Annotated in this window: 9 protein-coding genes; 5 read left to right on the top strand and 4 right to left on the bottom strand. The window is 40.2% G+C overall.

The window, feature by feature from the left end; translation table 11 throughout:
• Nucleotides 1-65: 65 nt before the first annotated feature.
• Nucleotides 66-1,231, top strand: a protein-coding gene (locus W293_RS0102250) for an IS3 family transposase (RefSeq protein ID WP_156915601.1) whose coding sequence is annotated in 2 segments (ribosomal slippage) — nucleotides 66-324 and nucleotides 324-1,231 — 1,167 coding nt in all. Because the reading frame shifts where the segments join, the coding sequence is not laid out codon by codon here.
• A gap of 514 nt (nucleotides 1,232-1,745) precedes the next feature.
• A complete protein-coding gene (locus W293_RS0102245; protein WP_025650901.1) occupies nucleotides 1,746-3,326 on the top strand; it encodes a Fic family protein in 1,581 nt (526 codons plus the stop codon).
• A 200-nt stretch (nucleotides 3,327-3,526) separates the two neighbouring features.
• On the opposite strand, the gene W293_RS15965 is transcribed toward W293_RS0102245, so the two are convergent.
• The 3 genes from W293_RS15965 to W293_RS0102235 all read right to left on the bottom strand — a co-directional run bounded on the left by W293_RS15965 (nucleotide 3,527) and on the right by W293_RS0102235 (nucleotide 4,627).
• Entirely contained in the window at nucleotides 3,527-3,940 is a 414-nt protein-coding gene (locus W293_RS15965; protein WP_051395146.1) for a hypothetical protein, read from the bottom strand.
• Nucleotides 3,941-3,955: 15 nt separating this feature from the next.
• The gene (locus W293_RS17475; RefSeq protein WP_264298306.1) at nucleotides 3,956-4,090 is read right to left on the bottom strand and encodes a hypothetical protein; all 135 of its coding nucleotides are present in this window, start codon (nucleotides 4,088-4,090) and stop codon (nucleotides 3,956-3,958) included.
• 93 nt (nucleotides 4,091-4,183) lie between these two features.
• Nucleotides 4,184-4,627 carry a hypothetical protein gene (locus W293_RS0102235; protein WP_025650900.1) on the bottom strand — a complete coding sequence of 148 codons (444 nt, stop codon included), beginning with the start codon at nucleotides 4,625-4,627 and terminating at the stop codon, nucleotides 4,184-4,186.
• A 115-nt stretch (nucleotides 4,628-4,742) separates the two neighbouring features.
• Between W293_RS0102235 and W293_RS0102230 the strand changes: the two genes are divergently transcribed.
• The gene (locus W293_RS0102230) at nucleotides 4,743-4,988 is read left to right on the top strand and encodes a transposase (RefSeq protein WP_319802574.1); all 246 of its coding nucleotides are present in this window, start codon (nucleotides 4,743-4,745) and stop codon (nucleotides 4,986-4,988) included.
• Nucleotides 4,989-5,142: 154 nt separating this feature from the next.
• Here the strand turns inward: W293_RS0102230 and W293_RS0102225 are convergent, their stop codons facing one another.
• Entirely contained in the window at nucleotides 5,143-6,033 is an 891-nt protein-coding gene (locus tag W293_RS0102225) for a LysR substrate-binding domain-containing protein (protein WP_025650898.1), read from the bottom strand.
• 147 nt (nucleotides 6,034-6,180) lie between these two features.
• Here W293_RS0102225 and W293_RS0102220 point away from each other — a divergent pair, with 147 nt between their 5' ends.
• Together W293_RS0102220 and W293_RS17150 are read left to right on the top strand one after the other, a co-directional pair.
• Entirely contained in the window at nucleotides 6,181-6,564 is a 384-nt protein-coding gene (locus W293_RS0102220; protein ID WP_025650897.1) for an EamA family transporter, read from the top strand.
• 61 nt (nucleotides 6,565-6,625) lie between these two features.
• Nucleotides 6,626-7,026, top strand: a 401-nt coding sequence (locus W293_RS17150; RefSeq protein WP_037025970.1) for a helix-turn-helix domain-containing protein, incomplete at its 3' end; no start/stop codon positions are given.

Below are 7,026 nucleotides of genomic sequence, written 5' to 3'. Positions count from 1 at the left end.
TGAGCTATGCTGAAGAAACCGTAGAGATAAACTTGGTAAACTAAGCGTATTAATCGGAGTTTATCATGACCAAGAAAGTAAGAACCTACAGTGACGAATTTAAAGCAGAAGCTGTCAAGAAGATATCAGACAATAATGGCAATATCTCGGCTACCGCAAAGCAGCTTGGCATTGCCATGCAAACGCTATCAAATTGGCATAACAAAGCCAATCAAGGCAAGCTTATCGGCACAGAACAATATGATCCTGATCTTATGACAGCGCTTCAAGAAATAAAGCAGCTCAAGCGACAACTTAAAGTTGCCGAGGAGGAGCGAGAGATATTAAAAAAGGCCACGGCGTACTTCGCGAAAAACAGTTAGTAAAGTACGCCTTTATTAAGGATAACCAGCAGATATTTAGTATCACAGCTATGTGCCGTGTACTAAAGGTTAAGCATTCTAGCTACTACGACTGGCTGAGTCGTGATATCAGCGATCAACAGATACATCGCAACCAGTCTGAGCTGCTGGTTAAAGCCGCGCACAGTGAAACAAAGGAGCGCTATGGATATGAGCGTCTGCATGCGCATCTAAGTGAGCGAGGCCATGACATTAGCCTATACATGGTGAGACGCATCAAAGAAGAGCACGGCATCAAATGCCGACGTCATAAGCGCTTTAAAGTGACCACCGACTCTAATCACAACAAGCTGGTTTATCCAAACGTGCTCGATCAGCAGTTTGATGCCAAGCGTCCTAATGAGTCTTGGGTCAGTGACATTACTTATATCTGGACAAATGAGGGCTGGCTGTACTTAGCAGGGGTCAAAGATCTATACACCAAAGAGCTGGTTGGCTACGCCATTAATAAACGCATGACTGCTGATTTAGTCTGTCGTGCACTAAATATGGCAATCAAGAACAGACGACCAGGCAAAGGGCTGATTGTGCATTCTGACAGAGGCAGTCAGTACTGTAGCCACGCTTATCACAAAATCATCAAGCAGCATCAGTTTACAGGCTCAATGAGTGCTAAAGGCAACTGCTTTGACAACGCACCCATAGAAAGCTTCTGGGGCATATTAAAGAACGAGCTGGTGTATCACCAAGACTATAAAACTAGATTTGCCGCCATTACCGATATCATTGGATATATTGAACTATATTACAACCAAACGAGAACTCAAAAGAGCTTGGGCTATAAATCGCCAAGACAGGTGTGGTTTGATTATTATCGTCAAGCTGCGTAATTAAATCTCCCAAGTTTAACTGTACGGATTTGACGGCAGGGGTCATAATAATGGAGAGCATCCTAAATTTTGTGTAAGTATTTAATCTAAACGTCAGTTACACAGAATCTGGGATGGTCTCAATTATGGATGATAAAAAATTTCTCTTACAATCATTATGGATAATCGGTCTAATTCTGTTATTAGCAATCCTTCTTTCGATTAGGTTTGCCAAAATGTTGTAATGCTTATAATTGCTGTATTTTTTTGATAAGTATTGATGTGGGGGATTACCGCATTATTTACAGAAATGGGTACTCTATTACTACGTAGCTATGTTAAGAACGGTGTATTTACCTCATTCAATTTGAACTCATTATATCCACTCAATACGCCTTTTGATCTTTATTTACAGGTATCACAACGTCATATAAAAATCGATTTAATGCAGTAAGGCTTGATAATAACCATTATCTTGCATTCATAATCGCTTTTCTGCAAAATGGCTTATCTATAATCGCTTGAGCCACTCATAATGAATACCCCTATCTCAGATCCTATTGGCGCAGCATGGCTTATCCGTTATGCCAGCATCGAGCTGGTTTCCCCTTTATATGTCAGCAGCAGTATCGGTGGACGCAGACAAACCTATAAAGACGGTGACGTCATTCATAACACTTATCAGGAAACCGCGCGTCCACTGGACACAATCATTGCGCACTTACAGTTTCACATGCGTCATGAAGTACTGAGTTTAGAGTTACTGACTCGTTTGTTTAAGCAGATAGGGGCAAATGACGTGCAAGCATGGGTAAACGCTGAGCCGACAGGCAGCTATGCCCGTAGAATGGCTTTCTTATATGAATGGCTTATGGATAAGCGTTTAGAGGTACCGAGTAATATAGGCGGTAACTATGTGGATGCTTTGGATACCAAGAAATTGGTTACTTCAAGTCCTTCGCAGGTTATCAAGAACGCCCGCTGGCGTATCAATGACAACCTAGCAGGAACCCGTCATTTCTGTCCGATGCTGGTGAAAACAGAGGCTTTTACACAAGCAGCTGCACTCGATATTGCCATGATGGTTGACAAACTTAACGATGAATTTGGGCAAGACTTACTGATGCGCGCCTCCGTATGGATGACATTACGAGAGAGTAAAGCCAGTTTTACTATAGAAGGTGAAGGGAAAGAGTTAAAACGTATTGAACGTTTCGCCGATGTAATGGCAAGGCGTACCGGCAAGGGCGATATCCCGCTTGATCCTGAATCACTAGCAGAGCTGCAACAAGAGATACTCGGCAGCAAAACGGTTATCCAGCAGTATGGTGTCCGTCAATCACCAGTTTTTGTGTCGCATACTCAGGTCAATGGCTTTAAAGAGATTGTGCACTATATCGCGCCACCTGCTGATGACATTGCTGAAAAGCTCAAAGGGTTACAGGCATTTATGGAAAAGACCGAGGGACAATCGGCACTGATACGTAGTGCGGTTGCTTCCTTTGCTTTTGTGTATATTCATCCGCTGGCTGATGGCAATGGCCGAGTACATCGCTTCTTAATTAACGATGTACTCAGACGCGACCAGGTCATTCATGAGCCGATTATCCTACCTATATCGCAAGCCATCGCTGAGCATCCCTCAGACCGTCATGCGTATGATAAAATTTTAGACCGTGTATCCGTGCCACTTATGGAGCAAATCCGTGATCATTACAGCTTTGATAAAAAGGCAGTTACCTACCCTGATGGTATTCGCTCAAACTTAAATTTTGAAAACACTCACCTCATTCAACCTGCATGGCGCTTTATGGATCTAACGCCTCACGTTCAGTACTTATCAGGACTCATTGCTCACGTTATTGAAAAAGAGATGCATAACGAGTCACAGTACCTAAGAAAGCATGACTATGCACGATTGGCGATAAAAGAGATTGTTGAGATGCCCAACAGCTATGCCGATAGAATCATTCGCAGTATGCTACAAAATAAAGGCACTAAGAGTAATAAGCTACTTAAGGACTATCCTTTTTTAGCAAATGAGGCAGTTTGGGATGACATTTTCTCTATCGTTGTAGAGACCTTTAAAGATGAAGCAAATGGTTTGAATAGTTAGAACAAATCCTGCTATACGCAGGAAAATCTGCCTTGATAATCAAGCTCAAGCTAGTATTAGTATCATCGTTGCGATAATGATTGGTTTATAAAAGATTCGGCTAAAATACTGCAACCTGAAACGTAATCAATATTTTTCTTACTTAAACAGAATATATCAGAGGAACTCTAATAACAGACCATTTTTATTTGACAAGGTTATTACAGATCCTCAAAATAATTTTGAGTATTTGAGTATTTGAGTATTTGAGTATTTGAGTATCGACCCATTTTTATAGCTACAACAGCTATCAGTTGACGAAAACACTTAGCCGTAGCTTGCATTTCAGTATAGCTATGTCCAGATTTTAGGAGGTTAGCGATAATCTTACGTTTCTCGGAATCTTTCATACGTCCTGAATACTTATCTTCTGTATTAGCACGAGCAATACCTTGCATCTGACGGTTACGCCGATCTTCATAGTCCTTTCTAATAGCAGCGAGCATATCAAGTAACATTGAATTGATGGCTTGCAACACGCTACTCATAAATTCAGTGCTATTCTCAGATTGAAGCGCCATATGTGAGGTCGGCAGCTCTTTTGATACGACTGCCAACTTTTTCTCTGATAGCATTCTTTTGAGAGTAACCTAATCAGCTTGTTTCAAACGTGCTAAGCGGTCAAACTGCTCAACCAAAATCACATCGCCTTCGTGGGTTTGAAAAATGAGATAGTGTATCGCCAAGATAGGTGTAGTTTGATTTTTACTGTCAGGCTGCGTCACTAAAATCCGCGAAGTTTGTTACTACGGATTTGATAGTAGAGATCAGATGGATTGACCATCAGTTCGTCATACACAAAGAGTTGTGCCACAAGTCTACAACCCTCCATTATTATTTTCAGAGTGAAGACTTACCTGAGAGCTACCTTCTTGATGCTCATCTTTATTCTCTTTAAGGTTGGTCCGGCTCTCGTTATTTTGTTTTGTTCTAATACCATTCAATTCAAGGGCCGCTGCAAAAGCATGCTTATCAGGCATACTAATATGGTTTTCATTTTCTAATGGCCTATCTCTTTCAGATAAATGAGCAACTGATAACAGTTGATCGTTTTTTTTCTGGTCTTTAGTATTGAAAGTATCTACTAGAAGATATAAAGAGACTGGAATTAAAAAAATTGCTATTATTATTCTTTTGGTGAGCGCCTTGTTAGGACGAGACTTCCATTTATACAGTGGTGCCAATAACATGAGTACGCAAATAATGGCTAGTAAAAAATTAAAGAAGGAGTCTGCGATGGAATTAAATACATTAGCAATCATAATCTAATCCTTATGCATTACTTAACTTTTTTATTTGTATTGTTTCTAGGTTTAGTCTAAAAGTCAGTTCTAAAGTGGGCTGATAGATAACATATAGTTAAGTCTTTATAACGTTATTCCAAAGCTTGGTCACAAATGTGTCATCGTCATGGACAATGCCAGATTTCATAAGAACAAACGTATCAAAAAGCTATTAAACCGACACGGTCACCGTATACTCTGGCTACCGCCTTACAGTCCTGATCTAAATCCTATTGAACACAAATGGGCTGAGGTAAAAAAGCTCAGGCAGGGCTGGGGTGAGAATGATCTAAATCATTTATTCAGCAATGTCTGCTGTTACAACTTTAAGTTGGATTGACTATATCTTATTTAAGATCAGATAAAATAAATGACTATTTATTGAGGATATGAGTCTTTATGAATTGTTGATCGGGATTTTCTAAATCATCATTTTAAACCCCTATAACAAATCATAATTTGATCTTTTGATAACAAATAAGGTAAAGATTTTTTTAATTACATTGGGATTTCAGCCATTCGCTTAATTTAATAATATCATCCTGATTATTCTTTAATTCCTTGCAAACGAAGTAAAATTGGTCCCCTGTTAGAAATTCGTGCATTGGAATTCTAACGATATTTTGTTTATAAGCGTCATCCTGCATCATATAATTATTGGTAAGAGTAATGCCCAGATTGTACCTTGCGGCTTCTATCGCTAGTAGTACATGACTAAAATGATTTATCTTTATATCGCTTGGCAATTCAAATCCGCCTGCCTTACACCACCGCAGCCAATCCTCTGCTGTATTCACGCTTGTATCTGCATATCTCACAGACAATATTGGATGCCGCCACAATGCGTCAGGAAGGGGTTTATCTCTTATTTTCTCCCAAAGCTTTTGACCACACACAGGATATAAAGTTTCAGTAAATAAAAACTTACTGATGAAAGCATGTGGAGGAGGATCGACGGTGATATAACAATCGGCCCTTTGCTCATTATAATCAGAGGGATGATTAACCATATCTAAAGTGAGTTCTATTTCTGGATACTGTCTATAGAAGTCTTCTAGTCGAGGAATCAACCAATTCACTGCGACTGAACTGTACAGAGCTAAGCGTATATGCCCAGGTTTTCCATGTTTAATAATCTGACTACTATCTGAAAGTAGACCCAATGCGCCACTCACATCTGTGAAATAACGCTCACCAACCTCTGTCAACGAAAAGGTCCGGCCTTGCCTGTAAAACATTGCTTCCCCAAGATACTCTTCAAGGATGCGTATTTGGTGACTCACGGCACTTTGTGTCACATTGAGGCTTTCTGCTGCTTTTGAAAAGCTGTTAAGCCGTGCAACGGACTCGAAGCACTGTATTGCACGCAGCGGTGGTAAATCCATTATTACCTCAGGTAATACTAAATATGTTTTATATCATTATACATCATACCGTTACTTGAATATACTGCCTGACAGATCGTTAAATCAGCATGAACCCATTGGGGTTTTAACAGTTTCTGAATTTAGAGTAGGGCGAGGAGGCTAAGAATGCCAAAGATGAGTGTTGCATTTGCCATGACGCTATTGGTACTAGGAAATATCATTGCGGTCTTCTCAGACGCCTTGATAAAGGCCTTGCCCTCTGAGACGGCGGTATATCAATTTATCCTGTTTCGTCAATGCACAGCGGTTTTAATGCTGTTGCCATTTTGCTTAATTAATAAAAAGAACAAGTTATTCAGTAATATAAAATGGCACTTTGTTCGTAGTCACGTGTGGTTGTTAGGTGTGATATTCATGGTACTGTCTCTTCAAGTATTACCTCTCGCGACTGCGAACGCCATTTTTTATGCCGCCCCTTTATTTGTATTACCATTAGGTTTTTTATTTTACCTAGATTCAAATAAGAAGTGCAACGTTTTAAAAGAATGAGTTGAAGAGTAAGATGTGCCGTGTTGCATTTCAAACTTCAACTCCTACATATCAGAACGTTATGAAACACTATACACATCTTACCCAAGAGCAAAGATATCAAATATCAGCGCTATTGCAAGCTAAAAAAGGCATGAGTGAAATAGCTAGAATTATTGGCTGTCATAAATCAACGGTGAGTCGAGAGATAAGGCGAAACATGGGACAAAGGGGTTATCGCCCCAAACAAGCCCATCGATTGGCAAACGCGCGCAAAGTTGTGAATAGCTCACAGATCAGCCGCTTTGGCTGGTGCTATATTGATCATCTACTCAGCAAGCACTACTCACCTGAGCAAATCACAGGGCGACTGAGAATGCTGGGTTGGCAAGAGGTCCCAAGCCATGAATCGATATATCAACACATCTATACTGACAAAAAGGCAGGGGGTAACTTACATAGCGCCCTTAGATGTCAAAAGCG

This window comes from Psychrobacter sp. TB67 (assembly GCF_000511065.1).
Classification (GTDB): Bacteria; Pseudomonadota; Gammaproteobacteria; order Pseudomonadales; family Moraxellaceae; genus Psychrobacter; species Psychrobacter okhotskensis.
This window is presented reverse-complemented; position numbering and strand designations above follow the sequence as displayed.

Bases quoted from the DNA above. Each gene is read 5' to 3' on its own strand.
- W293_RS0102245 (WP_025650901.1), top strand. From the start codon at position 1,746: ATGAATACCCCTATCTCAGATCCTATTGGCGCAGCATGGCTTATCCGT.
- W293_RS15965 (WP_051395146.1), bottom strand. From the start codon at position 3,940: ATGCTATCAGAGAAAAAGTTGGCAGTCGTATCAAAAGAGCTGCCGACC.
- W293_RS0102235 (WP_025650900.1), bottom strand. From the start codon at position 4,627: ATGATTGCTAATGTATTTAATTCCATCGCAGACTCCTTCTTTAATTTT.
- W293_RS0102225 (WP_025650898.1), bottom strand. From the start codon at position 6,033: ATGGATTTACCACCGCTGCGTGCAATACAGTGCTTCGAGTCCGTTGCA.
- W293_RS0102220 (WP_025650897.1), top strand. From the start codon at position 6,181: ATGCCAAAGATGAGTGTTGCATTTGCCATGACGCTATTGGTACTAGGA.